Consider the following 23,783-nt stretch of genomic DNA (forward strand, 5'->3'; position numbering starts at 1 on the left):
GGTATCGGGCAGAGGTTGCGGCGTATTTTAAGCGCAGCCGAGGGGCTGGCGGTGCTGCTCCGGCGATGAAACGCCGCTGACTGTTCGTGCCGGGGTCCCGACGCAGACGCGTGGCTGCGCGCAAGCGCCCCGCGCCGCAGCCGTCCGGCGGCTATCTGCCGCCACAGGCCGGACGTCGGGAACGCGGCGGGCGGCGCGTTGTCTGCGCTCCACCAATAAATCCATTCCCGTTCCCACCCACTCGAAGCACTCCCCATGCCTACCCGCCCTGCCCGCTACCTGTCGATCTGCGTTGCCTCCCTGTTGCTGCTCGCCTGCCCCAGCGCCCCGGCCGCCTCCGGCGCGAACGGCTCGCGGCTCTACCCGGACGAGGTGAAAGACCTGCTGCGCGAACACAACCGCGCGCGCGCCGATGTCGGCGTGCGGCCGCTGCAATGGTCGCCGCAGGTCGCCAAATCCGCCCAGCGCTGGGCCGACCGCCTCGCCGACAGCAGTTGCCGCATGCAGCACAGCCGCGGCTCGGGCTACGGCGAGAACCTGTACCGGGCCACCGTCGACCACTACGAGGTGCGCGACGCCGCCCGGTCCTGGGCGCGGGAGAAACGCCTCTATCGCGGCGGCCCGCTCAAGCGGCACAACTGGGCACCCAGCGGCCACTACACCCAGATGGTCTGGCGCGACACCCGCCGCCTCGGCTGCGGCGTCAGCGAGTGCGACGACAAGATGATCGTGGTGTGCCACTACGAGCCGAAGGGGAACTTCATAGGGCGGGCGCCGTATTGAGGTGATCCGCCGGAGCGCAAATGATGGCTCCCACGCTCCTGCGTGGGAGCCCGACCTCTGGACGCTCTGCGTCCAGCCGCAGGAGCGGTTTGGAGTACGTGCCCACGCGGCAGCGTGGGCACGATCAATTGCCGGCCTTCCGCCAAGCAGTGTGGTGGGGTCAGGCCCGCAGCGGATGCGCCGCCAGCTCGACGCCCATTGCGCGCATCACCTTCACCACAGTATCAAAACGGGGCTTTGCGCCGGGGGCGAAGGCCTTGTACAGGCTTGCGCGTCCCAGACCGGAGTCCCGGGCGATCTGCGCCATGCCGCGCGCCTTGGCGACGTGGCCGACGGCGCGAATCAGTTCGTCGATATCGCCCTCGGCCAGCACCTGGGACAGGTATTCGCTGATGGCTTCCTCGCTGTCGAGCAGCGCCGCCAGGTCGAACTCGGTAATCACGGGTTTCATTCGATCTCTCCAGCCAGCCTCTTGGCCAGCGCAATGTCACGCGACTGCGAGGACTTGTCCCCACCGCACAGCAGCAGAATCAGCATCTCGCCACGCCGCGTGAAGTACAGCCGGTAGCCCGGTCCAACATCCACACGCATCTCCGAAACTCCCTCGCCCACCGGCTTCACGTCGCCCAGATTGCCGGCCGCAGCACGGTCTATGCGCCGGGCGATGGCGATCCTGGCGCGCAGGTCGCGCAACGCGGTGTGCCAGTTGGCGAAGGTGTCGGTTTGCTAGATGAGGTAGGCCATGCGTCAAGTGTATCCGAGTGGATACGTTGCGCAAGCGCCACCCGGCTGCAGGCTCGACCTAGAGCGGCTCATTCCCCGTGCAAGGTCACCACCACTGTCCGCGCCCCGCCATGATCGCGGTGCTCGCACAGGTAGATGCCCTGCCAGGTACCCAGATTCGGCCGCCCGTTGCTGATCGGCAGGCTCAGGCTGTTGCCCAGCAGGCTGCTCTTGATGTGAGCGGGGAGGTCGTCGCTGCCTTCGAGGGTGTGCTGGTAGTAGGGCTCGTCCTCGGGGACGGCGCGGTTGAACCAGGCCTCGAAGTCGCTGCGCACCGTCGGGTCGGCGTTTTCGTTGAGGGTCAGGGAGGCGGAGGTGTGCTGGATGAACACATGCATCAGCCCGACGCGCATCTCGCGGATCGCCGGGCAGTGGGCGAGGATTTCGTCGGTGACCAGATGGAAGCCGCGATGGCGGGGTTTGAGCTGGAGGCGGTATTGGTGCCACATGGTCCGGCGCCCTGCGGGGAGGGAAAGGGAGCGGGATTATTTGCTGTGGTGGGGAGAAGGTCAAAAGCCGCGCGCTCCGCTGTGGGTAACTTCTCCTGATGGCTCCCACGCTCCGGTGTGGGAGCCTGAGTTCTGGACGCTCCGCGTCCAGCCACAGGAGCGGCTCAGCGTGAGTGCCCACGCGGGGGGCACGATCAAACAACTCGCGCAGCGATTGTCCGCCTCTGCCGAGACGGATCGGTGGACAAGACTGCGCCGTTGTCCACCCTACTTCCTACCGATCCGGCAGTTGTATAGGCTGTGGTCAGCTGTCGATGGTCTTTGATATCAATTGCTCAAATGGGAGAGCATATGGAACTGACAGAAAAACAAGCTCTAATCAGGCTCAGCATGCTGAATGCCGAGGTTGTTGATGCGGACTTTGAGGAAGTCATGGTTTCTAAGATTAGCTCTGGCTGGCCGCCGGAGTTGATGACTAGACTAGAGGGGCTCTGGGGTGTGACCAAGAGGATGGCAGGGGAGTCCGTTGCCATTGGAAAAATCATTCTCATGAAAGTTTTTGAATTCGTGGAGAATAATCCGAAAGTATTTGTTGGAGCTGCGGTTGGTGCTGCCTTCAGTGTGTTGGCTTCTGGTATTCCATTTGTCGGCGCGATTATCGCCCCATATGTTGCGGCCATTGGTGCACTGACAGGAGCAGCTGTGGGTGCAGCAATGCAGACCCCCAAAGCTGACGGAAGCATAGAGTCTGGACTTATTACTCTTGCTGAGAGTTTTTTTGGCTTGTTTGTCGCTATATTCAAGGCTGTCAAAAGCCATCTGAATGATTGATGCCTAGGAGGTGCCCTGATGAGTGATAGTCAGGACGCTGCGAGAAAGGAGCTAACAGAATCCGACTACCGTAACGCCATAGAAAAGCTTAAAAGGCGTGACAGGGTTGGTCTTGCTGGCGAAGTCGGTGTAACTGCAGGTGCAGCTGTTGCAGGTGCAGCTTCTGCAGGTGCTATCGCCAGTTCGGTAGGTGCAACTACCTTGTTAGGCTCGAGTACGCTTGCAAGTGCTTTGGGTGGTGTTTTTGTTACAACCACTCCGATTGGCTGGGTGGTTGGCGCTGCGGCAGTCGCAGGATTGGCGGGCTATGGAGTATCCAAACTGATCCGTTCTGGTGCGCGTCAGGATGCTGTTCGTGAAGGCTACATAAAATCAATCTCGAAAAAAATTTGTGTGACTCATGAAAGTCAATCGTTAACGGTTATTGTCGACGAAAAATCGGAGCTCTTTGAGTCTGTAGGGATTCTCGTGACGGCCGGGAAGATCGAGAAAGAGATTGCAGGTGGGATCATCCGTCTTGTCGAGTCAAGGAAACTGGATGTCGCTTTGGCAAGGCGTAGGGTTATCGATTTGGTTGAGGAGTAATGAACTCTGTTCAGGCGGTCAATTCCGTGTGGTAAGAGTCAACATCTACGAACAAGCCGCTGCTCCCTCCCGGAAGTAGCGGCTTTCTTTTACCTCAAGCGCAGGTGAAGTGAGGGCTTACCTCCTCGCCCCTCTTACCCCCTCCGCCAACTCCCGACACAACCCCAACACCCCACTCACCGCCTCAGCCGGCGAAGCAGCCTTGGCAATCCTGTCGATCAAAGCCGACCCCACTACCGCGCCATCGGCGCGTTTGGCCACTTCGGCGGCGTGTTCGGGGGTGCGGATGCCGAAGCCGATGCACAGCGGCAGGTCGGTGTGGCGGCGCAGGCGGACGACCGCTTCTTCTACCTGTTCCATGCTCGCCGCGCCGGCGCCGGTGACGCCGGCGACCGAGACGTAGTAGACGAAGCCGGAGCTGCCGTTGAGCACGGTCGGCAGGCGGGCATCGTCGGTGGTCGGGGTGGTCAGGCGGATGAAGTCGATGCCAGCGGCCTGGGCCGGGTCGCACAGTTCGTCGTTGTGCTCCGGCGGCAGGTCGACCACGATCAGGCCGTCGACGCCGGCTTCCTTGGCGTCGGCGACGAAGCGCGCCACGCCGTAGCAGAAGATCGGGTTGTAGTAGCCCATCAGCACCAGCGGGGTGTCCTGGTTGGTGGCGCGGAACTCGCGGACCATCTGCAGGGTTTTCGCCATGTTCTGGCCGTTGCCGAGGGCGCGGATGTTGGCCAGCTGGATGGCCGGGCCGTCGGCCATCGGGTCGGTGAACGGCATGCCCAGCTCGATCACGTCGGCGCCGGCGTCCGGCAGGCCCTTGAGGATTTCCAGCGAGGTGGCGTAGTCCGGGTCGCCGGCGGTGACGAAGGTGACCAGGGCGGCGCGGTTCTCTTGCTTCAGTGCGGCGAAGCGGCTCTGCAGGCGGCTCATGCGCGGGTCTCCTCGGCGGCGGCTTGTTCATCAAGTGACAGGTAGTGCATCACGGTCTGCATGTCCTTGTCGCCGCGGCCGGACAGGTTGATCACCATCAGGTGGTCCTTGGGCAGGCTGGGCGCGCGCTTGAATGCTTCGGCCAGGGCGTGGGACGACTCCAGCGCCGGGATGATGCCCTCCAGGCGGCAGCACTTCTGGAAGGCCTGCATGGCTTCGTCGTCGGTGATCGGCACGTATTCGACGCGGCCGACCTGGTGCAGCCAGGCGTGCTCGGGGCCGACGCCGGGGTAGTCGAGGCCGGCGGAGATCGAGTGGGCGTCGGTGATCTGGCCGTCGGCGTCCTGCAGCAGGTAGGTGCGGTTGCCGTGCAGCACGCCCGGCGCGCCGCCGGCCATGCTGGCAGCGTGCTTGCCGGTGTCGACACCGTGGCCGGCCGCCTCGACGCCGACGATCTTCACGCTCGGCTCGTCGAGGAATTCGTGGAACAGGCCGATGGCGTTGGAGCCGCCGCCGATGCAGGCGACCAGCGAGTCGGGCAGGCGGCCTTCCTGGGCGAGCATCTGCGCGCGGGTTTCCTTGCCGATCACCGACTGGAAGTCGCGGACCATGGCCGGGTAGGGGTGCGGGCCGGCGGCGGTGCCGATCAGGTAGAAGGTGTCGTGGACGTTGGTCACCCAGTCGCGCAGCGCCTCGTTCATGGCGTCCTTGAGGGTGCCGGTGCCGGCGGTGACCGGGATGACCGTGGCGCCGAGCAGCTTCATGCGGAAGACGTTGGCCTGCTGGCGGTCGATGTCGGTGGTGCCCATGTACACCACGCACTCGAGGCCGAAGCGTGCGGCGACGGTGGCGCTGGCCACGCCGTGCATGCCGGCGCCGGTCTCGGCGATGATGCGCTTCTTGCCCATGCGCCGGGCCAGCAGGATCTGGCCGATGCAGTTGTTGATCTTGTGTGCGCCGGTGTGGTTCAGCTCCTCGCGCTTGAGGTAGATCTTCGCGCCGCCGCAGTGCTCGGTCAGGCGCTCGGCGAAGTACAGCGGGCTCGGGCGGCCGATGTAGTCGCGCTGGAAGTAGGCCAGCTCTTCGAGGAAGGCCGGATCCTTCTTGGCCTTCTCGTATTCGGCGGCCAGGTCGTTGATCAGCGGCATCAGGGTTTCGGCGACGAACTGGCCGCCGAACGGGCCGAACAGCCCGCGCGGGTCGGGGCCGTGGGAATAAGTCTGGGTCATGCGGTGCTCCTGTAGGGGGCGAGGGCAGGCGCCTGGGGTGGCTGCGGGCAAGTCTTGCCGATGGCGACAAACTAACCAATGGCGGGCGGCGAGAAAAGCGATAAGATCGCCACAACCTGTCAGGAAAACTCACAGATGAGCCAGTCCCGCGACCTCCCGCCGCTGAATGCCCTGCGCGCCTTCGAGGCCACCGCGCGCCTCGGCAGCGTCAGCCGCGCGGCCGAGGAACTGCACGTCACCCACGGTGCGGTGAGCCGCCAGCTGCGCGCGCTGGAGGAACACCTCGGCGTGGTCCTGCTGGTCAAGGACGGACGCGGCGTGAAACTCACCGATGCAGGTTTACGCCTGAGCGGCGTGGCCGGCGATGCCTTCGCCGCGCTGCGCGAGGTGTGCTTTGAGCTGCGCGAAGGCCGCGAGCAGGCGCCGTTCGTGCTCGGCTGTCCGGGCAGCCTGCTGGCGCGCTGGTTCATCCCGCGCCTCGACCGCCTGCAGCGCGACCTGCCGCAGCTGCGCCTGCAGCTCTCTGCCAGCGAGGGCGAGCTGGACCCGCGCCGGCCGGGGCTGGACGCCACCCTGTGGTTCGCCGCGCCGCCGTGGCCGGCGGACATGCAGGTGTTCGAGCTGGCCGAGGAGCGCATCGGCCCGGTGCTGTCCGCCCGCCATGCGCGCTACGCGGCGTTGCGCGCGGCGCCGGCGAGCGCGCTGCTCGGCGAGCCGCTGCTGCATACTGCCTCGCGCCCGCAGGCCTGGCCGCAGTGGGCGCAGGCGCAGAATCTGGACCCGGCCGGGCTGGTCCTCGGCCAGGGTTTCGAGCATCTCTACTACCTGCTGGAGGCGGCGGTGGCCGGCCTCGGCGTGGCCATCGCGCCGCAGCTGCTGGTCGCCGACGACCTGGCCGCCGGGCGTCTGGAGGCGCCCTGGGGCTTCGTCGAAACCCCGGCGCGCCTCGCCTTGTGGGTGCCGGCGCGCGGCGCCGACCGGCGTGCGGTGGAGTTGGCCGACTGGCTGCGGGCGGAGCTGGCGCCGAACCCGTAGGGGCGAATTCATTCGCCAGAATGCCGCGTAATGGCGAATGAATTCGCCCCTACTGGTGAATGCAGTGCCACTCTTGGCCGTCGGCCAGGCGCTTGCCGCTGGCGTCGCTGAGCCAGGATTCGGTCTGCTGCAGCTGGTGGCGTGCCTCGAGGCGGTAGCGCTGGCCGGCGACGAAGCCGTCGTAGTCGAAACGCAGGTAGCAGAGCATCTGCAGCGGGTCGCGGGCGAACAGCGAGCCGACGTAGAGCTCGAAGCGGTAGCTGGCTTGCAGGCGGTGGGCGCCGGGGCTGACCTGGAAGTAGCGGCCGTCGGCGAGGGTATTGCCGTCCAGGCTGTCGGCCATCAGCAGTTCGCCGGGCTCGGTGCGCAGCTCGATCCACGCCTGCTGCGGGTCGGGTGAGGGCAGGGGACTGGCACAGGCGCCGAGCAGCGCCAGGGCGGCAAGCAGGGTCAGGGAGCGCATGGCGGGCTCTGCCGTGGTGACTGAGTGTTCAGCATAGCGCCGCAGCGCGGCTGGCGGCAGCTGGGACGATCGGTTAGCGTGCCGGCAAACGACCTTCGCCTGGACCCCCATGTCGATGCTGCGCCTGCTTCCCCTGCTCGTCCTCCTCAGCGGCTGCTCCAGCCTCGGCTACTACGCGCAGCTGGCCGGCGGTCAGTGGCAATTGCTGCAGGCACGCCAGCCGGTGGACGAGCTGCTCGCCGATCCCGCCCAGCCGGCCGAGCTGCGCCAGCGCCTGCAGCGCGCCCAGCAAGCCCGCGACTTCGCCAGCAATCGGCTGGCCCTGCCGGACAACCGCAGCTATCGGCTGTACGCCGATCTCCAGCGCCCCTACGTGGTGTGGAACCTGTTCGCCAGCGCCGAGTTCTCCCTGGAGCCTTTGACCCACTGCTTCCCGATTGCCGGCTGCGTGGCCTATCGCGGCTACTTCGACGAGCAGCGCGCCCGCGGCGCCGCCGCGCTGCTGCGGGTCCAGGGGCTGGACACCGAGGTGGCCGGGGTCGCGGCCTATTCCACCCTCGGCTGGTTCGACGACCCGCTGCTGGGCGGCATGCTCGCCTGGAACGACCAGCGGTTGGCGGGGCTGATCTTCCACGAGCTGGCCCACCAGCGCCTGTACCTGCCCGGCGACACCGCGTTCAACGAATCCTTCGCCCGCTTCGTCGAGGAGGAGGGCCTGCGCCAGTGGCGCCGCGCGCGCAATCTGCCGCCACCGGCTGCGCACCTGGCGCGCCAGCGCGAGCAGTTCGTCGAGCTGGTGCTGGCCAGCCGCGCGCGCCTGGCAAAGCTCTACGCCCAGCCGCTCGCCACGGAGCACCTGCGTGAGGCCAAGCAGGCCGAGTTCCAGCGCCTGCGCCACGACTATGTGGCCCTGCGCGACGGTCCCTGGCAGGGCGACGGGCGCTTCGACGACTGGTTCGCCCGTCCGCTGAACAACGCCCGTCTGCTGCCGTTCGGTCTCTACGAGCAGTGGGTACCGGCCTTCGCCGCGCTGTTTCGCGAGAGTGGCGGCGACTGGCGGCGCTTCTACGCCCGGGTCGGCGAGCTGGCCCGTCTGCCGGAAGAGGAGCGCCGGCGCAGGTTGGCCTTCCTGCAGCCAGCCGACTGATTTGCCGGCTCGCCCAGGCTTGACTAGCGTTCAGGAGACCCCCTGCGCAAAGGAGCGCCCGTCATGTCGGATAACCACGTCTACAAGAAGATCGAGCTGGTCGGTTCGTCGCGCGTCAGCATCGAGGACGCGATCAACAACGCCCTGGCCGAAGCGGCGAAGACCGTGCACAACATGGACTGGTTCGAGGTGGTGGAGACCCGCGGACATATCACCAACGGCAAGGTCGGCCACTGGCAGGTGAGCGTCAAGATCGGCTTCCGCATCGTCGGCAGCTGAGTCGGCGTGGCGGGGGCGCGGTCAACCGCTCCCGCCGCTTCCCGGATCCCGCGCTAGATCCCGCAACGCACCAGCCGGCCACGGGCCACCACCTGGCCGCTGCTGTCGCGCAGCCGGGCCATGGCGCGAAAGCCGTACGGGCGGGCTTCCAGCTGGTAGCGCTGGCCGGCGCTGAAGCCGTCGTAGTCCACCTGCACAATGCAGGTGCGCCAGACTTCCGCGTCGGCGCGGCCGAGGTTGCTGCTCGACACCTCGAAGCCGACTCGGGTCTGCAGGCTGTGTTCGCCCGGGCTGACCTGGAAATAGCGGTGGTCGGGCCAACGCTGGTCGTTCAGGCGGTCGGCGCCGACCTGGCTGCCCGCTGGGCCGCGCAGGTCGATCCATGCCTGTTGCGGGTCGTGTGGCGGCAGGCGGTTGGCACAGGCGCCGAGCAGGAGGAGGGACAGGAGTGGCAGGAAGAGCAATGGACGGCGCATGACGTTCTCCGGCAAGTGCGCAGGACCTGTAAAGGACCATAGCGCATAGTCGGCGGGGCTGCGGCGAGCGGCGACTGCCGGGCCGACGGGGGGCGTTTTTTTTGCCGGAAAGAGCCCGCCGGCCGTGCTCTCGCGATAGGGTGGAGGCGTCTATTTTCCTCCCCCACCGCACGAGTCCACGCCGGTCATGCAACAGCTGTTGAACGAGATTCTCGACGAGGTCCGCCCGCTGCTTGGGCAGGGCAAGGTAGCCGACTACATTCCGGCGCTGGCCAGCGTGCCGGCCAACCAGCTGGGCATCGCCGTGTACGGCGTGGACGGGCAGCTGTACAGCGCCGGCGATGCCGATACGGCGTTTTCCATCCAGAGCATTTCCAAGGTGTTCGCCCTGGTCCAGGCCATCCAGCATTCCGGCGAGGCGATCTGGCAGCGCCTCGGTCACGAGCCGTCCGGGCAGCCGTTCAACTCGCTGGTGCAGCTGGAGCTGGAGCGCGGCAAGCCGCGCAACCCGTTCATCAACGCCGGCGCGCTGGTGATCAGCGACCTCAACCAGTCGCGCTTCGCCGCGCCGGCGCTGTCGATGCGCGACTTCGTCCGTCGCCTGTCCGGCAACCCGCAGCTCCTCTCCGACGCCAAGGTGGCCGACTCCGAATACCAGCACCGGGCGCGCAACGCGGCCATGGCCTACCTGATGCAGTCGTTCGGCAACTTCGACAACGAGGTGGAGGCCGTGCTGCGCAGCTACTTCCACAACTGCGCGCTGGCGATGAGCTGCGTGGACCTGGCCCGCGCCTGCGCCTTCCTCGCCAACCAGGGCGTCTGCCCGCACGGCGGCGAGCAGGTGCTGACGGCGCAGCAGACCCGCCAGGTCAACGCGGTGATGGCCACCAGCGGGCTGTACGACGAGGCCGGCAGCTTCGCCTACCGGGTCGGCCTGCCGGGCAAGAGTGGCGTCGGCGGCGGGCTGGTGGCGGTGGTGCCGGGGCGCTTCGTGGTCTGCGTGTGGTCGCCGGAGCTGAACGCCTCGGGCAACTCGCTGGCCGGCATGGCGGCGCTGGAGAAGCTCAGCGAGCGGATCGGCTGGTCGGTGTTCTGAATGGAGAGAGGGGCGGCGGTCGCGCCGCCCTCATCGCGGGGGATCAGTCGCGCAGCTCGCCGCACAGGTCCAGGGCGAACCAGTGTTCCACCTCGGCAGGCGCCAGGCCGGCGCCGAGCAGGGCGAACAGCTTGGCCAGCGCCGCCTCGCGGGTCATGCCGCCGCCGCTGACCAGGCCGGTGGCGGCCAGGCGGCTGCCGGCGGCGTAGACGCCGAACTCGACGTGGCCCTCGGCGCACTGGCTGATCGCCGCCAGCACCACGCCGCGCGCGTGCGCCTCGCGCAGCGCGGCGAGCAGCGCCTCGTCGTCGGACGGGCCGGTGCCGCTGCCGTAGCACTCCAGCAGCAGGGCCTGCACGCCGCTGGCCAGCAGCGCCTGCACGTGGGCGGCCTGCAGGCCGGGGAACAGCGGCAGGGCGGCGACATTCGCCGGCTGGCGGGGCTGGCGCCAGGTGAGGGTGGCCGGCAGCTCGGCCGCCGCCTGGCCGTGGCGCGGGCGGGCGACTTCGGCGAAGGCGTCGAAGTCCTCGCTGCGCAGCTTGCTGGTGCGTGCGCCGTGCAGCAGATGGCCGGCGAAGTACAGGTGCACGCCGGGGGTGACGCCGCGCGCCAGTTCGGCGAGGGCGCCGAACAGGTTGGGCCAGGCATCGCTGCCGGGCACGCCGGCCGGCTGCATGGAGCCGGTCAGCAGCACCGGCACGCCGAGGCCGAGCAGCAAAAAGGACAGCGCTGCAGCGCTGTAGGCCAGGGTGTCGGTGCCGTGCAGCAGCAGCACGGCGTCGCAGCCGTCCTCCTCGACCGCGGCGACGATGGCATCGCGCATCGCCAGCCAGTGGCTCTGGGTCATGTTGGCGCTGTCGATCGGCGGCGCGAGTTCGCGGAACACCCAGTCCGGCGCCGGACGCTCGGGATGGGCTGCCTGCTCGGCACGCAGGCGCGCCTCGAAGCCGGCGGCCGGCACCAGGCCGTCCGCGCTCATCTGCATGCCGATGGTGCCGCCGGTGTAGAGCACCAGCAGCTTGTGGGGGGCGTTCATGGCATCGACTCCTGGACGCGCGTCAACGGAAGGTCGGGATTGTCGCAGCATGGACGGGCCGACGGCAGCTAGCCATTAGCCGCTGCCGCCCTGCGTCGGGTTCACTGGCACAGCTGCGGCTCAGCGGTGCAGGCGCTCCAGCCCTCGCGGCGCAGTTCGTCGAGGGCGCGCTGCAGGCGCTGCACCACCTCGTCGGGGGTGTCCTTGTGCAGGGCCAGGTACAGCGGGTCGCTGTGGAACTTGAGCACCTCATGCAGGCCCTCGGCGCCGACGGCGCGGGCGTGATGCTGCCAGACCGGGGACGAGGTGGCCCACAGGTCGATCTGTCCGCGCAGCAGCTTGTCGATGTTGCCCTGGTCGCTCAGCGTGTCGATGGCGTTGATCTTCTGACCTTGCAGGTGCTGGCTGACCGCGGCGTTCTTGTAGGCGCCGATGCGGTAGGCGCGGGCCTGCTCGAGGCTGCCCAGCTCGAAGCGGCGTTCGGGCGCGGCGACCAGCACGCTGTCGTACTGGGCGATCGGCCCGACCCACTTGAACAGTGCTTCGCGCTCGGGCAGGCGAGAGGTGGAGAACAGCCCGTAGCCCGGGGTTTCCAGGGCCTGGCGGTAGATGCGATCCCAGGGGAAGTGCAGGGTCAGGCTGTAGTCGAGACCGGCGCGCACGAACATCTCGCGCACCAGTTCGGTGGACAGGCCCTGGATCTTGGCGTCGCGGGCGAAGTTGCGGCCGTTGGCGGCCATGTTGAAGGGTGGGAAGTTCTCGGTCAGCAGATTGATGCGGTAACCGGCGGGGAGTCCGGCATGGGTGGCACCGGGGCCCAGCAACAGGGCGAGCAGCAGGAGCCAGCCCAGAATCTTCGGCATGGTGAGTTCTCCGCAGAGATTGTAAAAAGGCCCCGCTGGCCGGTAAGGCTGCCGACAACAATTTGGCCAGCGGGGACCCGCAAAGGACGGCCGGCAGAGGCTGCCGGCCGGATGACTCAGCCCCGCTGGGCGGCGACGCTGGCCGGTGCGGCGCTGGCGGCCGGCCCGGTGGTCGGGGGCAGCGGCCAGGCGGCCTGGTCGAGGTCGAGGTCGGCGTACTGGCGGCGGTCGAACACCGGCTGCTCGACACCGGCCTTGATCTGCGCGTCGTAGTCGCGCATCAGGCGCAGGCCGGTCTTGTACAGCAGGACCAGGGCCACCAGGTTGACCAGCGCCAGCAGGCCCATGGTCACGTCGGCGAAGGCGAACACGGTGGACAGGTCCTGCACCGAGCCCCACAGCACCAGGGCGATCACCAGGGCGCGGTATACCTTGACCAGCGCCGGCTTCTGGCTGAAGAAGCCCAGCGCGTTCTCGCCGAGGTAGTAGTTGTAGACCAGGGTGGTGAACACGAACAGCAGCAGCGCCGTGCTGACGAAGATCCGCCCCCACTCACCGACCAGGGCGGCCAGGGCGGTCTGGGTCAGTACCACGCCGGCCATCTCGGTGCCCGGCTGGTAAACGCCGGAGAGCAGGATGATCAGCGCGGTGCTGGTGCACACCAGGATGGTGTCGATGAACACGCTGAGCGACTGCACGATGCCCTGGGCGGCCGGGTGCGCAACCTCGGCCACCGCGGCGACGTTGGGCGCGCTGCCCAGGCCCGCCTCGTTGGAGAACAGGCCGCGCTTGACGCCCATCAGGATCGCCGCGCCGACGCTGCCGGCGAAGGCTTCCTCGAGGCCGAACGCGCTCTTGACGATCAGCGCCAGGGTCGCCGGCACTTCACCGATGTTGCTGCCGACCACGAACAGCGCCATGCCGATGTAGGACACCGCCATGATCGGCACCAGCACATCGGCCATGCTGGCGATGCGCTTGATGCCGCCGAAGATGATCAGCGCCATGACCGCCGCGAGGACCGCGCCGCTGACGATGGTCGGCACGCCGAAGGCGTCGTGCATCGAACTGGCCACGGTGAAGGACTGCAGGGCGTTGAAGCCGAAGCCGAAGGTCACCAGCAGCAGTACCGAGAACAGCACCGCCATCCAGCGCTGACCGAGGCCGTGGAGGATGTAGAAGGCCGGGCCGCCGCGATAGGTGCCGTCGGCACTGCGGCGCTTGTACAGCTGCGCCAGCGAGCACTCGAAATAGCTGGTGGCCATGCCGAGCAGGGCGACGACCCACATCCAGAAGATTGCGCCGGGGCCGCCGAGCATGATCGCTACCGCCACGCCAGCGATGTTGCCGGCGCCGACGCGACCGGCGACGCTGAGCATCAGCGCCTGGAACGAGCTGAGCTGGCCTTCCTTGCGCTGGGTGGCGCTGGCGAAGATGCGGAACATGTCGCCGAAGTAACGCATCTGCACCACGGACGAACGCAGAGTGAGGAACAGGCCGATACCGACCAGGGCGACGATGAGGACCTTGCTCCAGAGCAGGTCGTTGAGAAGATCGAGCATGGGGGTGCCTCTCTTGTTGTTCTAGTAGGAGTGTTGCCAGGTGTTACAAGTGTCTGCCGCGCAAGCGGCAATGGTTGACCAAGTCCACCGGTCAGACAATTTCGCGGGTGACGGCGAGTTGGCGCTGGTTGGCGCTACAATCGCGTCACTCGCGCCACAGGAGCAGCGCCATGTCCGAGCATCTCGGTCACAACCTCAAGCTGCTCTGCAGCCACTACCGCTCGATCGCCGAGGTTTGCCGCAAGCTGGGCATCAACCGCGCCCAGTTCAACAAGTACCTCGGCGGCCAGAGCCGCCCGACTCCCTACAACCTCAAGCGCATCTGCGACTTTTTCGGGGTCGAGGAGTACGAGCTGGGTCTGCCGGCCGAACAGTTCGCCCGCCTGATCGGCGTGCGCGCTGGCGCGACGGACCCGCAGCCGGCGAGCGATCCGCTGCTCGACCTGCTGCAGCCGCTGCGCGACCACGCCTCCAGCCTGGATCGCTACTGCGGCTACTACTTCGAATACGCCAACTGCATGTCGGTGCCCGGCTACATCCTGGTCTCGCTGGTGCACCTGCGCGCCGAGCGCGGCAGCTACCTGTTCGAGCGTCAGGAGCGCCAGGCCCCGGCCCTCGCCAGCGAAGGCGAGGAGTGGGCGCGCTGTCGCTACCTGGGCGCGGCCTTCTACCTGCAGGACCGTCTGTTCCTGATCGACTACGAGTCGCTGACCAGCAACGAGATGAGCCAGACCATCCTCATTCCCAGCTTCAAGAGTCGCATCACCCGCCTCAACGGCCTGAAGACCGGCGTCTCCAGCGGCGACCGGCGTACGCCGGCCTGCACCCGGGTGGTGTGGGACTACCTCGGCAGTGAGATCAACCGGGTCAACGCCTATCGCCAGTTGATGCTCTACCGGCCGGACGACCCGCGTATCGACGCCGACATCCGCCAGCGCCTGGCCGGCGCGCATATCCGCGACGGCCTGTTCGAGATCGAGTAGGAGAGTGTCAGACGCCGCCGGCTGGTCATGTTTGCCGACAATAAGCAGGCCGGCGGCGCCTGGAACGGGGTGTCCCGCCCGTGACGGGCGGGGATGGGTCAGCCCTTCAGCGGCACCAGCCGCGGGGCGATCATGTTTTCCGGACGCAGGATGTCGGCCAGCATCTCGTCGTCGAGCAGCTGCTCCTCGCGCACCAGCTCCAGCACGCCGCGCCCGCTGTCCAGCGCCAGCTTGGCGATGCGCGTGGCGTTCTCGTAGCCGATGTAGGGGTTGAGCGCGGTGACCAGGCCGATGCTGTGTTCGACCATCGCCTGGCAGTGCTCGACGTTGGCGCTGATGCCGACGATGCAGTGCTCGCGCAGCATGTCCATGGCGCGCTGCAGCAGGCGGATGGAATCGAAGATCTTGTAGGCGATCAGCGGCTCCATGACGTTGAGCTGCAGCTGGCCGCCCTCGGCGGCGATGGTCAGTGCCAGGTCGTTGCCGATGATCTCGAAGGCCACCTGGTTGACCGCCTCGGGGATCACCGGGTTGACCTTGCCCGGCATGATCGAGCTGCCCGGCTGGCGCGCCGGCAGGTTGATCTCGTTGATGCCGGTGCGCGGGCCGCTGGACAGCAGGCGCAGGTCGTTGCAGATCTTCGACAGCTTGACCGCGGTGCGCTTGAGCATGCCAGAGAACAGCACGAAGGCGCCCATGTCCGAGGTGGCCTCGATCAGGTCGGCGGCCGGGACCAGCGGCTGGCCACTGATCGCCGCCAGACGGTCGACGGCGAGCTGCTGGTAGCGCGGGTCGGCGTTGATCCCGGTGCCGATGGCGGTGCCGCCGAGGTTGACCTCGGTGAGCAGCTCCGGCGCCAGGCGCTTGAGACGGTCGAGGTCCTCGCCGAGGGTGGTGGCGAAGGCGTGGAATTCCTGGCCGAGGGTCATCGGCACGGCGTCCTGCAGCTGGGTGCGGCCCATCTTCAGCACGTGGGCGAACTCCTCGCCCTTGGCGGCGAAGGCCTGGATCAGGCTGTCGAGGCTGGCCAGCAGGGTGTCGTGGCCGAGCAGCAGGCCGAGGCGGATCGCGGTCGGGTAGGCGTCGTTGGTCGACTGCGCCATGTTCACGTCGTTGTTCGGGTGCAGGTACTTGTACTCGCCCTTGGCGTGGCCCATGGCTTCCAGGGCGATGTTGGCGATCACCTCGTTGGCGTTCATGTTGGTCGAGGTGCCGGCCCCGCCCTGGATCATGTCGACCACGAACTGCTCGTGGAAATCGCCGCGGACGATCCGTGCGCAGGCTTCGCTGATCGCCGCGTGCTTGGCCGCGCTGAGGTGGCCCAGCTCGCGGTTGGCGTCGGCGGCTGCCTGCTTGACCATGGCCAGGGCGGTGACGAACTTGGGGTAGTGCGCCAGCGGCACGCCGGACAGGCGGAAGTTCTGCACCGCACGCAGGGTCTGGATGCCGTAGTAGGCCTCGGCGGGGACGTCGAGGGTGCCGAGCAGGTCTTTTTCGGTGCGGAAGGATGCAGCAGCGGACATGATGCGATCAGTCTCTGGGTTAATGCGGGCAGCGCCGCGATGCCCTTAGACTAAGGGCTTGCGCGCCATGGCGGCCAATGCTGTTGCTTGCTGGGTCATGCCGAATCGGCATAATGGCGCTGTAACGACAAATTGACGCCGGGGAATCCGGCAGCGGCCGCTGGAGGCGCGATGAACCTGGAAACCAAATGGCTGGAGGACTTCGTCGCCCTGGCCGCGACCCGCAGCTTCTCGCGGGCGGCCGAGCAGCGCTGCGTGACCCAGCCGGCGTTCAGCCGGCGGATCAAGACCCTGGAAGAGGCGCTGGGGCTGACCCTGGTCAACCGCGCGCGCACCCCGGTGGAGCTGACCGAGGCCGGCCAGCTGTTCCTGATCACCGCGCGCAGCCTGGTCGAGCAGCTCGGCGAGGTGGTGCGCCACCTGCACAACCTCGAAGGCCAGCAGGGCGAGGTGCTCCAGTTCGCCGCCGCCCATTCGCTGACCCTCGGCTTCTTCCCGGCGTGGATCGCCGGCCTGCGCCGCGCCGGCCTGGCGATCAGCAGCCGGCTGGTGGCGACCAACGTCGGCGATGCGGTGCACGCCCTGCGCGACGGCGCCTGCGACCTGGTGCTCGCCTACTACGATCCGGAGGCCGCCCTGCGCATGGACCCGGAGCTGTTCCCCTCGCTGCACCTGGGGACCACGGCGATGCTGCCGGTGTGCGCGGTGGACGACGCCGGCCAGCCGCTGTTCGATCTCGAAAGCGGGCAGAACGTGCCGCTGCTGGCCTACAGCGCCGGCGCCTTCCTCGGCCGCTCGGTCAACCTGCTGCTGCGCCAGCGCGGCCTGCGCTCGACCACCGTGTACGAGACGGCGATGGCCGACAGCCTGAAAAGCATGGCCCTGCAGGGCCTCGGCGTGGCTTGGGTGCCGCGGCTGTCGGTGACCGCCGAACTGGCGCGCGGCGAGCTGGTGGTGTGCGGCGGCGAGCACTGGCAGGTGCCGCTGGAAATCCGCCTGCACCGCTGCGCCCTGCGCCACAAGCCGGCGGTAAGGCGGTTGTGGAAGGCGCTGGAGGAGGGCAAGACGGAGGAGCCTGGCGGGGCGATGCCGGGTGGCCGATAGGCCGCGGAGGTCACGATGAGCTGAATTGCGAACCCGCAGGACAGGGGCGGTAAGTGCTATTCGCGGATTTCGCCAAGGTCTGGCCCCTTGGGTGGCTCGGCGAGGCAGGGTTTGCCGGCAGATTGACGGTGGTGTTGCTTTTGTACTTTCTTGTGCTCCACTCGTCGGTCGATTGACAATTAGGTCCAGGGGCAGACTGTCGCCGCAGGTCGCTTGCGGCGAGCATAAGCCATTCATTTAATAGGGTTTATGGCTCGTCTTTGGGCGCCGGCCGGGTTGTCCGCACGGGGCTTGAGTCAACGACGGGCGGATGGGCGGGCTGCCAGCGCGCCGGGCTGGCCTAGACTCAGCTCGTTGGCCAAAAGGTGATGGACATCACATTCTGGCTATTGGCAGGTGTTTGTTTCCCGAATCTTCGGTGGCTTTACTCGGCTTTTGGACACGTCCGCAACCCCGCCAGTGCAATTGGTTGAGGCCATAGTTCATTTTTCAGGGGAGCGAGGAAGGTAATGCCGGCCCGCAGAAAACCGATACGCGTGATGCTGATCGATTGTCGTCCCCTCGTCCTCATGGGGCTTCACGACTTGATCAATGCCAAGAGGCCCTGGATGGAGGTGTGCGGTGAGGCCACCACCTATACCAGGGCGCTGGATCTTGCCGATCAGTTGAGCCCCGATGTCATTTTTTTCAGTTTCTTTCCGGATGCGCTGGATCCGCTGGAGGTCATCACGGGACTCGCCCGCAGCGCCGAAACGAAAGTGCTGGTGCTCAAGGGACTGTACGAGGCCGCCCCCGTTGCACAGGCGATAGAGTTGGGCGCACGCGGCATCGTGCTGGCCGAAGACCCGACGGAATCGATCGTCCAGGCCATCATCAAGGTCCACCGTCGAGACATCGGGCTGGATAGAGCCTGGGCCGGTGGACTTTCCGGCTATGCCGCGAGCGGGCACATACCCTTGAAGTGCAATGTGGAGCAGGAGAAACAGGCGCAGCTGACGCTGCGCGAGAGGGAGCTGATTCGCGCCATCGTCGGGGACCCGTCTGCCAAGTACATGAGCATCGCCGTGCGCCTGGGTATCAGCGAGCACACCGTGCATAACCACCTCAGCAACATTTATCACAAGCTCAAGCTCGTCAATCGCGTCGACTTGCTGATGTACGCGTTGAAGCATGGGCTCACCAACGACGACGACGATCCGCCCGAGTCCAGTTGGGTGGAATTGGACAGAACTTCACATCAAGACAAGACGGTCTGAGCCTCCTTTGAGGCACCCAGGCCGTCAGCGTGTCGCCGCGCTTGTCGGTGGCCTGCCGCAGGGTTCCCAGGTCGCGTTCGCGTTGTTTCCTGCCGCATGAACCTGTATGCACCCGCCATGCTCTCCCAGTCTTGCGGGCTCTGGAGTTCACGGCGGCTACGATCGTGCAGAACCCATATTGGCGCTGCTTGGAGCTGCCAGAAGCAATGCGAGGGTGGCTCCTACGCCACCCTCGCATCCGTTCACGCGCTCGATCCATCAGGCAATGACTATGTCGCTGGCCAGAAGGTCGACGCCGACCAAGGTAATGGTGGTTGTTTGCCCGCCAGACTCGGCAACCGTCACGATGCTATCAGCGCCGCTGATGTCGATGTTGATGTCGCTCGCTTGGACGTTCGGGTCGCCGATGAGCACCAGCGTGTCGCGCAGGTTTAGGCTCGCATCGAAGCCGTTGATCAGGTAGTCGTTCCGCGTCGACGCCAGATCGACATCGAAGGCCTCTTCCACGAGCGTCGTGCCGATCAGCTCGTAGTCGTAAGTCGCGCCGGCCGCCTCGTTCGTGAACAGATCGGCAGAGAAGTTGCTCGACACCATATCGCCGTCCGCATCGGTCAAGGACGCGGTGAAGTCCAGGCTGATGTCCTTCGCGAGGCTCTCCGTCACGGTGACGAACTGGATGTTGGGAATCTTGATCTCGCCGTACAGCATCGTGAGCTGCACCGCGTCGATCTTCTGACCCGCACCATCGATCTCGAAGAATTGCGGCAACGCCCCCTTGCCGAGGTCGCCGACCACCGTCGTATAGTTCGACCAGGTACCGTCTGCATAGAAGACCCGGTACTGCAGCCGCTCGCCGCCGGTGTAGTCGTAGCCGGTCACCGAGTTGTCGATGAACACGCGCACCATGTCGACCAACGTGCCCGGGTTGACGACAAAGCTGTCGTCCGACGGGATGTTCTGCCCACCATCGGTGTTGTCCGGACCATCGGGATCATCGATTACCGCGAGGTTGCCGCTCGCGCCGTAGCCGTTCAGGTTGTTGTTGTCCACCCCGATGCCCGAGGTGCTGACGTTCATGCTGCGCGGGTCGATGAACGATGCCGGCGGGGGGCCTTCCAGCTGTGCTTCCGTGGGATCGGTTGCCCCCAGGATAATCCCTGCGGCGATGCTGGCCGCCGAAGCATCGATCTTCGCCGAGAAGAAGACGACGGTCTCCGTGGGGGTGGCCGGCGGCTCAGGAATGAACAGCGTCTGCACCGGGTCCGGGCCACCGGCCCCCAGCCCGCCGTCCGCGGTGTCGATCGTCGTCGTCGACTGCACCGGCGTTGTCAGGTCGAGCGCGTACGTGCCGTCCGACAGCGCGGTCAGCGTGAAGGTCAAGGGATCGGCGTCCACCGTCCCGTCGTTGTTGAAGTCGCCCGACAGCGAGCCGTTCCAGATGTAGTTGCCACTCCCGTCCGGCGAAGGCGACCCTTCGGTGAGCGAGAAGCTCCCGGCGGCCTGGGCGACGCCGCCGAGCTGGAATCCGGTCAGCGCGATCTGCAGATCGTCGGCATCAGGCCCGTCAGCGCCGGCATCCATGTTCCAGAACCCGTATTGCGCAAGGTCCGTACCGGTGCCGACCAGGTTGCCGAAGGCGAGCGACGGACCATCGTCCTCGAAGATCATCCTGGAGCCGATTTCGGCGGTCGCAGTAGAGACCTGGAGCAGTGTGAAGCCACCGATATCGAAATCGGCGTGGTTATTGCCCTTGGCGTCGACAGCTGCGCCGTTCTCGATCAGTACGCGGTTGTGATCCGTCGCCGTGGTGTATTCGATCTTGTAGTCGGCCTTGACGCCGGTGATGCTTGCAACCCCACCAACAATGCTGATGGCAATGCCCGTGGTGACTTCCAGTCCGGTGTTGTTGTCGATGACGCGAACATTGGTGATTGCAACCGCCGTATCGTTCGCATATCCGTCGATGAAGTTCACGCCAGGTTCGGCAGCGGTGGTGAATGCGCTAATTTTTACCTGAGCACTCTTGCCGCTCTGCAACTGCACGACGTCGAAATCGGCCTTCCTCGCATTGAACATGGCGGTGAAGTCGATGTTGGACTCAAGATCGGCTTCGTTCTGATCCAGGTTGGGAATGGTCACATCCTGTCGGGCACCGGTGACGAAGGTGAAACGGATGCCTTCCTGTTCCACGATCATCTGGTTGTTGGTGCCGAAGGTGGTCGGGCCGCCCGCCTGGCTGGTATTGATCGTGTCGCCCGTGGTGATGTTGACGCCGGTCGACTGGTTGGCCGGATCCTTGCCGGTGGCGATGATGGTCGGATCGGTGATCCGCATGACACCAGCGACCTCGACCACCGTCGGGTCCGCCGTGGTGAACATCAGGAACAGGTTCTGCCCGGAGGGCGCGTTGGCCAGACTGAATTCCAGGTTCTGGCTGGCGCCGATGAAGACCTTGTCCAGCAGATTGAGCGCGTCATCGGGGTTGCTGGTGTCCGGATGCTTGAGCGGTTCGTACAGTACGGTCCAGATCTTGCCGCCGGTGACCGGCGATCCGGTTTCCTCGATGTAGGCCGCGAACACGATGTCGCCGGTTGCGCCTCCGGCGCGGCCCAGCAGGATGTTGTTGTTGGTGGCATCCGTGTAGAGATAGATACTGGTGCCATCGAGGGTGTCCAGCCCGCTGTCCAGGCCATTGAGCGGCACGCCACCGCTGTCGACGAAGCTGATATCGGTAATGCCTGCTCCCGGGTCAGCGGTGATGGTGAACGCATTGCTGCCAGTGTTGCCTGCGGCACCGGTATAGCCACTCAAGGCCGCATCCAATGCCGATGCGGTGCCTGCCCCAAGTGTCGTCAAGCGGCTGGAGAAGGCCGAGGGTAGGGATGCCAGCAGAATGTCGTTGTCGTTAGCGTCCTCTGCAGGGCTTGGTGTGGCGGTCAGGTTCTGCAAGCCATCTGTTTCATCAACGGTAACTGTGACGCCTGGGTTCAGTTCGATAGCCATGATGTCCTCCTGAGGAGTGCCGGTCATCTGCGCCTGGCCGATGACCGTTCTTTGCTACAGAACATGACTATGAATAAGCGCCGGGGAATTGGGCATCGACCGATACTCCCAGCCGGGGCAGGAGTTTCGGACTACCAGGGATGCAGAGCGGTATGGAGGTGCAGGGCACTGCCTACCCCTGCAACCCCCGCATCGACGAGCGCAGCTTGTAGCGATCCCCCGGATGGATCAGCCGCGCATAGCTGATCAGGTTCTCCCCCGACCAGGTGCGGCGGATCACGCTCAGGCAGGGCGTGGCGCTGTCGATGCCCAGCGCGTTGGCGGTGAGCTGGTCGACCAGCACCGCCTCGACCACGTGCTCGACGTCGGAGATCGGGCAGGCGGCGACCAGCACCTCGTTGGGGGTGTGTTGGGTGAAGTCGGTGGTGAGGTAGTCGGGCACCCAGCGCGGATTGACGAAGCGCTCCTCGAGCTGGATCGGCAGTTCGTCCTCGCGGTGCACGAGGATGGTGTGGAACACCCGGCTGCCCAGGCGCACACCCAGTTGCAGGGCCACCTCGTCGTCGGCGTCGATGGCCTCGCAGCGCATCACGTCGTTGCGATAGGCATGGCCGCGGCCGCGCACCTCGGCGGCGATGTTGAGCACTTCCTGCAGCGAGGACTCGGCCTTGCGGTCGGTGACGAAGGTGCCGAGACCGGCCTGGCGGATCAGGTAGCCCTTCTGCACCAGGTCGCGGATCGCCTTGTTGGCGGTCATCCGGCTGACGCCGAAATCGCGGGCCAGCTGCTCCTCGGGCGGGATCTGGTGGTGGGCCGGGTAGGCGCCGCTGTCGATCCGCTCGAGCAGGTGCTCCTCGATCTGCTTGTAGCGCGGTGTGCTGGTCACGGTGGGTCCCTTTGTATTCGCTGCTGGGGCGATGATACCCAAGCGCGGGCCGGTCGCGCTCCTGCGGCCGGCCCGGCATCCCCTTACAGCACCATGGCCGCCACCCAGCCGAAGGCGATCAGCGGCAGGTTGAAGTGCAGGAAGGTCGGCACCACGGTGTCCCAGATGTGGTCGTGCTGGCCGTCGGCGTTGAGGCCGGCGGTCGGGCCGAGGGTCGAGTCGGAGGCCGGCGAGCCGGCGTCGCCGAGCGCCGCGGCGGTGCCGACCAGGGCGATGATGGCCAGCGGCGAGAAGCCGAAGCCCAGCGCCAGCGGCACGTAGATCGCGGTGATGATCGGCACGGTGGAGAACGACGAGCCGATGCCCATGGTGATGAACAGGCCGACCAGCAGCATGATCAGCGCGGCCATGCCACGGTTGTCGCCGATCAGCTCCACCGAGCCGGCGACCAGTTCGGGAATCGCCCCGGTGGCCTTCATCACCGCGGCGAAGCCGGCGGCGGCGATCATGATGAAGCCGACCTGGGCCATCAGGTGCATGCCCTGGGTGACCACGTGGTCCTGCTCGCGCCAGCGGATCACCCCGCTCAGCGAGATCACCGCGAAGCCGACCAGGCCGCCGAAGATCATCGAGTCGGTCCACAGCTGCACCACCAGGGCGAGCAGCAGCGACAGCGCGATCATCCACACCTGGCGGCGGCTGAGCTTCTGCTCGGCGTGGCCGAGATGCTCGCCGGCCACCGCGACTTCCTGGTAGCTGCGCTTGCGCCGGTAGCTGAAGGTGGCGATGGCCAGCCCCGCCACCATGCCCAGCGCCGGCAGCAGCATGGCCTGCGGGGCCAGGTTACGGGTGACGCTGAAGCCCTCGGCGGCGCCGGCCTGGTTGATGTTGGCGATCAGGATGTCGTTGAGGAAGATCGCGCCGAAGCCCACCGGCAGCGCCATGTACAGGGTGGTGATGGCGAAGGTGATGGCGCAGGCGACCAGGCGGCGATCCAGCTTGAGGCGATTCATCACGTGCAGCAGCGGCGGCACCAGGATCGGGATGAAGGCGATGTGCACCGGGATCAGCGTCTCGGCCAGGCCGCCGGCGACGATCAGCGCGCCGAGCATGCCCCACTTGACCAGCGCCAGCTCGCCGCCGGCGTGATGGCTGTGGCTGACGTGCTCGACCACCCGCGCCGACAGGCGCTGGGCGATGCCGGTGCGCGACAGCGCCACGGCGAAGGCGCCGAGGGCGGCGTAGGCCAGCGCCACCGAGGCGCCGCCGCCGAGACCGTCGTTGAAGGCCGCGACGATCTTGTCCATCGGCAGGCCGGCGGCCAGGCCGCCGACCACCGCGGCGATGATCAGGGCGAAGACCACGGAAACGCGCAGCATCGACAGCGCGACCATGACCACCACCGCGAGAACAATTGCATTCATGTTTCATTCCACCAGTTGGATTGTTTTTATTGTCTCTGGAAACGCCATGCAAAGTCGCGC

General features: G+C 66.4%; 23 protein-coding genes and 1 pseudogene. 10 read left to right on the top strand and 14 right to left on the bottom strand.

All coding sequences use genetic code 11. The features are described from left to right. Positions 1-255 precede the first annotated feature (255 nt). Positions 256-783 carry a CAP domain-containing protein gene (locus BMZ19_RS15350; protein ID WP_090312397.1) on the top strand — a complete coding sequence of 176 codons (528 nt, stop codon included), beginning with the start codon at positions 256-258 and terminating at the stop codon, positions 781-783. Positions 784-943: 160 nt separating this feature from the next. Here the strand turns inward: BMZ19_RS15350 and BMZ19_RS15355 are convergent, their stop codons facing one another. The 3 genes and pseudogenes from BMZ19_RS15355 to BMZ19_RS15365 all read right to left on the bottom strand — a co-directional run bounded on the left by BMZ19_RS15355 (position 944) and on the right by BMZ19_RS15365 (position 2,015). Then, the gene (locus BMZ19_RS15355; protein WP_090312399.1) at positions 944-1,234 is read right to left on the bottom strand and encodes an addiction module antidote protein; all 291 of its coding nucleotides are present in this window, start codon (positions 1,232-1,234) and stop codon (positions 944-946) included. Then, positions 1,231-1,509: pseudogene (locus tag BMZ19_RS15360) on the bottom strand (type II toxin-antitoxin system RelE/ParE family toxin); the annotation flags it as partial. The gene BMZ19_RS15355 and the pseudogene BMZ19_RS15360, both read right to left, overlap by 4 nt. Positions 1,510-1,595: 86 nt before the next feature. After that, positions 1,596-2,015: a secondary thiamine-phosphate synthase enzyme YjbQ gene (locus tag BMZ19_RS15365; protein ID WP_090312401.1), complete on the bottom strand. Its 420-nt coding sequence runs from the start codon at positions 2,013-2,015 to the stop codon at positions 1,596-1,598. A gap of 351 nt (positions 2,016-2,366) precedes the next feature. On the opposite strand from BMZ19_RS15365, the gene BMZ19_RS15370 reads away from it, so the two are divergent. Then, the gene (locus BMZ19_RS15370; RefSeq protein WP_090312403.1) at positions 2,367-2,846 is read left to right on the top strand and encodes a hypothetical protein; all 480 of its coding nucleotides are present in this window, start codon (positions 2,367-2,369) and stop codon (positions 2,844-2,846) included. An 18-nt stretch (positions 2,847-2,864) separates the two neighbouring features. Continuing rightward, the gene (locus BMZ19_RS22225) at positions 2,865-3,431 is read left to right on the top strand and encodes a hypothetical protein (protein ID WP_139214694.1); all 567 of its coding nucleotides are present in this window, start codon (positions 2,865-2,867) and stop codon (positions 3,429-3,431) included. 117 nt (positions 3,432-3,548) lie between these two features. On the opposite strand, the gene trpA is transcribed toward BMZ19_RS22225, so the two are convergent. Then, a complete protein-coding gene (gene trpA / locus BMZ19_RS15380; RefSeq protein ID WP_090312407.1) occupies positions 3,549-4,358 on the bottom strand; it encodes a tryptophan synthase subunit alpha in 810 nt (269 codons plus the stop codon). Further along, positions 4,355-5,587 carry a tryptophan synthase subunit beta gene (gene trpB / locus BMZ19_RS15385; RefSeq protein WP_090312408.1) on the bottom strand — a complete coding sequence of 411 codons (1,233 nt, stop codon included), beginning with the start codon at positions 5,585-5,587 and terminating at the stop codon, positions 4,355-4,357. Before trpB ends, trpA begins: the two co-directional genes overlap by 4 nt. A 135-nt stretch (positions 5,588-5,722) precedes the next feature. Here trpB and BMZ19_RS15390 point away from each other — a divergent pair, with 135 nt between their 5' ends. Beyond that, positions 5,723-6,622, top strand: coding sequence for a LysR family transcriptional regulator (locus BMZ19_RS15390; protein ID WP_244517254.1), 900 nt, complete (start codon positions 5,723-5,725; stop codon positions 6,620-6,622). Between the two features lie 49 nt (positions 6,623-6,671). Here the strand turns inward: BMZ19_RS15390 and BMZ19_RS15395 are convergent, their stop codons facing one another. Then, positions 6,672-7,085, bottom strand: a complete 414-nt coding sequence (locus BMZ19_RS15395; protein WP_090312412.1) for a PA0061/PA0062 family lipoprotein — start codon at positions 7,083-7,085, stop codon at positions 6,672-6,674. Between the two features lie 109 nt (positions 7,086-7,194). Between BMZ19_RS15395 and BMZ19_RS15400 the strand changes: the two genes are divergently transcribed. Continuing rightward, complete coding sequence (locus BMZ19_RS15400; RefSeq protein ID WP_425287176.1) at positions 7,195-8,232, top strand: aminopeptidase; 1,038 nt, start codon at positions 7,195-7,197, stop codon at positions 8,230-8,232. Between the two features lie 63 nt (positions 8,233-8,295). Beyond that, the gene (locus tag BMZ19_RS15405) at positions 8,296-8,511 is read left to right on the top strand and encodes a dodecin (protein ID WP_090312414.1); all 216 of its coding nucleotides are present in this window, start codon (positions 8,296-8,298) and stop codon (positions 8,509-8,511) included. A gap of 53 nt (positions 8,512-8,564) precedes the next feature. Here BMZ19_RS15405 and BMZ19_RS15410 read toward each other — a convergent pair whose 3' ends face one another. After that, positions 8,565-8,987, bottom strand: a complete 423-nt coding sequence (locus BMZ19_RS15410; protein ID WP_090312416.1) for a PA0061/PA0062 family lipoprotein — start codon at positions 8,985-8,987, stop codon at positions 8,565-8,567. A gap of 187 nt (positions 8,988-9,174) precedes the next feature. Here BMZ19_RS15410 and glsB point away from each other — a divergent pair, with 187 nt between their 5' ends. Continuing rightward, positions 9,175-10,083: a glutaminase B gene (glsB, locus tag BMZ19_RS15415; protein WP_090312417.1), complete on the top strand. Its 909-nt coding sequence runs from the start codon at positions 9,175-9,177 to the stop codon at positions 10,081-10,083. Positions 10,084-10,126: 43 nt separating this feature from the next. Here the strand turns inward: glsB and BMZ19_RS15420 are convergent, their stop codons facing one another. From BMZ19_RS15420 to BMZ19_RS15430, 3 genes are all read right to left on the bottom strand, one after another. After that, positions 10,127-11,119, bottom strand: coding sequence for an asparaginase (locus tag BMZ19_RS15420; protein ID WP_090312419.1), 993 nt, complete (start codon positions 11,117-11,119; stop codon positions 10,127-10,129). A gap of 101 nt (positions 11,120-11,220) precedes the next feature. Beyond that, positions 11,221-11,982 carry a substrate-binding periplasmic protein gene (locus BMZ19_RS15425; protein WP_090312421.1) on the bottom strand — a complete coding sequence of 254 codons (762 nt, stop codon included), beginning with the start codon at positions 11,980-11,982 and terminating at the stop codon, positions 11,221-11,223. Positions 11,983-12,098: 116 nt separating this feature from the next. Continuing rightward, the gene (locus BMZ19_RS15430) at positions 12,099-13,544 is read right to left on the bottom strand and encodes an alanine/glycine:cation symporter family protein (protein ID WP_090312422.1); all 1,446 of its coding nucleotides are present in this window, start codon (positions 13,542-13,544) and stop codon (positions 12,099-12,101) included. 170 nt (positions 13,545-13,714) lie between these two features. On the opposite strand from BMZ19_RS15430, the gene BMZ19_RS15435 reads away from it, so the two are divergent. After that, positions 13,715-14,527, top strand: a complete 813-nt coding sequence (locus tag BMZ19_RS15435; protein ID WP_090312424.1) for a helix-turn-helix domain-containing protein — start codon at positions 13,715-13,717, stop codon at positions 14,525-14,527. 98 nt (positions 14,528-14,625) lie between these two features. Here BMZ19_RS15435 and BMZ19_RS15440 read toward each other — a convergent pair whose 3' ends face one another. Beyond that, positions 14,626-16,050 (bottom strand): aspartate ammonia-lyase, encoded by a 1,425-nt coding sequence (locus BMZ19_RS15440; protein ID WP_090312426.1) that lies wholly within the window; start codon positions 16,048-16,050, stop codon positions 14,626-14,628. Between the two features lie 171 nt (positions 16,051-16,221). On the opposite strand from BMZ19_RS15440, the gene BMZ19_RS15445 reads away from it, so the two are divergent. Then, positions 16,222-17,154, top strand: a complete 933-nt coding sequence (locus tag BMZ19_RS15445; protein ID WP_090312428.1) for a LysR substrate-binding domain-containing protein — start codon at positions 16,222-16,224, stop codon at positions 17,152-17,154. 509 nt (positions 17,155-17,663) lie between these two features. After that, positions 17,664-18,410 carry a response regulator transcription factor gene (locus tag BMZ19_RS15450; RefSeq protein WP_090312429.1) on the top strand — a complete coding sequence of 249 codons (747 nt, stop codon included), beginning with the start codon at positions 17,664-17,666 and terminating at the stop codon, positions 18,408-18,410. 258 nt (positions 18,411-18,668) lie between these two features. Here BMZ19_RS15450 and BMZ19_RS15455 read toward each other — a convergent pair whose 3' ends face one another. The 3 genes from BMZ19_RS15455 to BMZ19_RS15465 all read right to left on the bottom strand — a co-directional run bounded on the left by BMZ19_RS15455 (position 18,669) and on the right by BMZ19_RS15465 (position 23,723). Beyond that, positions 18,669-21,413: a DUF5801 repeats-in-toxin domain-containing protein gene (locus tag BMZ19_RS15455; RefSeq protein ID WP_244517255.1), complete on the bottom strand. Its 2,745-nt coding sequence runs from the start codon at positions 21,411-21,413 to the stop codon at positions 18,669-18,671. Between the two features lie 172 nt (positions 21,414-21,585). Next, positions 21,586-22,299 (bottom strand): histidine utilization transcriptional repressor HutC, encoded by a 714-nt coding sequence (gene hutC / locus BMZ19_RS15460; protein ID WP_090312432.1) that lies wholly within the window; start codon positions 22,297-22,299, stop codon positions 21,586-21,588. Between the two features lie 83 nt (positions 22,300-22,382). Further along, positions 22,383-23,723, bottom strand: coding sequence for a Na+/H+ antiporter family protein (locus BMZ19_RS15465; RefSeq protein ID WP_090312434.1), 1,341 nt, complete (start codon positions 23,721-23,723; stop codon positions 22,383-22,385). Between the last annotated feature and the right edge of the window lie 60 nt (positions 23,724-23,783).

This window comes from Pseudomonas linyingensis, from assembly GCF_900109175.1.
Taxonomy (GTDB): Bacteria; Pseudomonadota; Gammaproteobacteria; order Pseudomonadales; family Pseudomonadaceae; genus Geopseudomonas; species Geopseudomonas linyingensis.

What these genes read in the sequence shown, in the direction of transcription:
- BMZ19_RS15350 (WP_090312397.1), top strand. Translation starts at nt 256, where the DNA reads ATGCCTACCCGCCCTGCCCGCTACCTGTCGATCTGCGTTGCCTCCCTG.
- BMZ19_RS15355 (WP_090312399.1), bottom strand. Translation starts at nt 1,234, where the DNA reads ATGAAACCCGTGATTACCGAGTTCGACCTGGCGGCGCTGCTCGACAGC.
- BMZ19_RS15365 (WP_090312401.1), bottom strand. Translation starts at nt 2,015, where the DNA reads ATGTGGCACCAATACCGCCTCCAGCTCAAACCCCGCCATCGCGGCTTC.
- BMZ19_RS15370 (WP_090312403.1), top strand. Translation starts at nt 2,367, where the DNA reads ATGGAACTGACAGAAAAACAAGCTCTAATCAGGCTCAGCATGCTGAAT.
- BMZ19_RS22225 (WP_139214694.1), top strand. Translation starts at nt 2,865, where the DNA reads ATGAGTGATAGTCAGGACGCTGCGAGAAAGGAGCTAACAGAATCCGAC.
- trpA (WP_090312407.1), bottom strand. Translation starts at nt 4,358, where the DNA reads ATGAGCCGCCTGCAGAGCCGCTTCGCCGCACTGAAGCAAGAGAACCGC.
- trpB (WP_090312408.1), bottom strand. Translation starts at nt 5,587, where the DNA reads ATGACCCAGACTTATTCCCACGGCCCCGACCCGCGCGGGCTGTTCGGC.
- BMZ19_RS15390 (WP_244517254.1), top strand. Translation starts at nt 5,723, where the DNA reads ATGAGCCAGTCCCGCGACCTCCCGCCGCTGAATGCCCTGCGCGCCTTC.
- BMZ19_RS15395 (WP_090312412.1), bottom strand. Translation starts at nt 7,085, where the DNA reads ATGCGCTCCCTGACCCTGCTTGCCGCCCTGGCGCTGCTCGGCGCCTGT.
- BMZ19_RS15400 (WP_425287176.1), top strand. Translation starts at nt 7,195, where the DNA reads ATGTCGATGCTGCGCCTGCTTCCCCTGCTCGTCCTCCTCAGCGGCTGC.
- BMZ19_RS15405 (WP_090312414.1), top strand. Translation starts at nt 8,296, where the DNA reads ATGTCGGATAACCACGTCTACAAGAAGATCGAGCTGGTCGGTTCGTCG.
- BMZ19_RS15410 (WP_090312416.1), bottom strand. Translation starts at nt 8,987, where the DNA reads ATGCGCCGTCCATTGCTCTTCCTGCCACTCCTGTCCCTCCTCCTGCTC.
- glsB (WP_090312417.1), top strand. Translation starts at nt 9,175, where the DNA reads ATGCAACAGCTGTTGAACGAGATTCTCGACGAGGTCCGCCCGCTGCTT.
- BMZ19_RS15420 (WP_090312419.1), bottom strand. Translation starts at nt 11,119, where the DNA reads ATGAACGCCCCCCACAAGCTGCTGGTGCTCTACACCGGCGGCACCATC.
- BMZ19_RS15425 (WP_090312421.1), bottom strand. Translation starts at nt 11,982, where the DNA reads ATGCCGAAGATTCTGGGCTGGCTCCTGCTGCTCGCCCTGTTGCTGGGC.
- BMZ19_RS15430 (WP_090312422.1), bottom strand. Translation starts at nt 13,544, where the DNA reads ATGCTCGATCTTCTCAACGACCTGCTCTGGAGCAAGGTCCTCATCGTC.
- BMZ19_RS15435 (WP_090312424.1), top strand. Translation starts at nt 13,715, where the DNA reads ATGTCCGAGCATCTCGGTCACAACCTCAAGCTGCTCTGCAGCCACTAC.
- BMZ19_RS15440 (WP_090312426.1), bottom strand. Translation starts at nt 16,050, where the DNA reads ATGTCCGCTGCTGCATCCTTCCGCACCGAAAAAGACCTGCTCGGCACC.
- BMZ19_RS15445 (WP_090312428.1), top strand. Translation starts at nt 16,222, where the DNA reads ATGAACCTGGAAACCAAATGGCTGGAGGACTTCGTCGCCCTGGCCGCG.
- BMZ19_RS15450 (WP_090312429.1), top strand. Translation starts at nt 17,664, where the DNA reads ATGCCGGCCCGCAGAAAACCGATACGCGTGATGCTGATCGATTGTCGT.
- BMZ19_RS15455 (WP_244517255.1), bottom strand. Translation starts at nt 21,413, where the DNA reads ATGGCTATCGAACTGAACCCAGGCGTCACAGTTACCGTTGATGAAACA.
- BMZ19_RS15465 (WP_090312434.1), bottom strand. Translation starts at nt 23,723, where the DNA reads ATGAATGCAATTGTTCTCGCGGTGGTGGTCATGGTCGCGCTGTCGATG.